Source organism: Nitrospirota bacterium (genome assembly GCA_016219645.1).
Lineage (GTDB): Bacteria > Nitrospirota > Nitrospiria > Nitrospirales > Nitrospiraceae > Palsa-1315.
On sequence record JACRLR010000049.1, the window covers coordinates 1 to 1072 of the forward strand.

The window sequence follows — 1072 nt, forward strand, 5'->3', positions numbered from 1 at the left end:
GATCCCACCGAGTACGGTCGGCGAGGTAATCGACCTCTCCCGTGTGGCCGTGAGATTGGTAAACCAACCGTTCTTGCTTTGCACCAGACCTTGCAAGGTCGTGGTTGGATCCGTTCCTTCAACCTTTTCAACTCCTGAAAGTGCTGTCGAGGTCACCTGATTTGTCCCTGTCGCACAGACGACACACACCGCGACGTCGGAGACATTCACGAGGTCGGTCACCTTACAACCGTCTATGCTCCCTTCTGTACAACTATAACTCAACACAGAATCCTTGACACCGTACAACCGCTGTGAGTCGGAGTTGGTCTTGTCGGAATTGCCAAAGAACCGCCCAGTTCCGAAAAAGAGCCACAACTTGTTGGCATCATCGACTGCGATGCCTGGAGCGGCTACCATTGGCCCTGCTTGGATCGCGGTCCCTGACGGATAGGGTGAAAAATTATCCAATACTTCGGTAGGCACGCGGCTTCCTGACAAATCGTATCCCCACGTCGAAGACGAACAGGGAGCCGTGAGACATCCACCGGCGGTCAATCGATACATCCGCCCTCGCCAGGGAAGACTGCCGTCATTGATCACGGACCCGCCATAGATGGCATCGGCACGATAATCCAAGTCACGATCCACGCTGACCAAATCACCGACGAAGGTATTGAGATCTCCTCCTGAGGCACTCTTAATCGGAAATGTCGTGAACACATTGGATGCGCCGACCCCCGTGCCCGTCCTCGGGCCAATCTTGATATCGACTGCATAGAATTTCCCCGTCTGCCCAATTTGGCCCTCATATCCGGTTGCACCTGACCCAAAGACGGCAATCCACACATCATCACAGGGACCGGTAAGTGGACAGGTATTCGAGCCAGGCGGATTCATTCGTATGATTGTGGGATAGCTGGTCGATAACCCCATGCCTGCATCGCTGAATGACCAGAGGAGCTTAGGTTCCGCATCAGGATCCGTAATATCGAGGGCAAAATAGGCGGTGTAGAACGTTCGGTTGGTTCCTCCGATACTCACCGTCATGGGAGCAGCACCACCTGCGCCACAAGCCCCACAGCTCCCACCC

1 protein-coding gene is annotated in these 1072 nt (G+C 54.7%); it reads right to left on the minus strand.

Translation table 11 applies throughout. The features are described 5' to 3' along the window. Positions 1-1029 (minus strand): hypothetical protein (locus tag HZB34_14975; GenBank protein ID MBI5317261.1); only part of this gene is annotated, 1029 nt, incomplete at its 3' end. Positions 1030-1072: the final 43 nt, after the last annotated feature.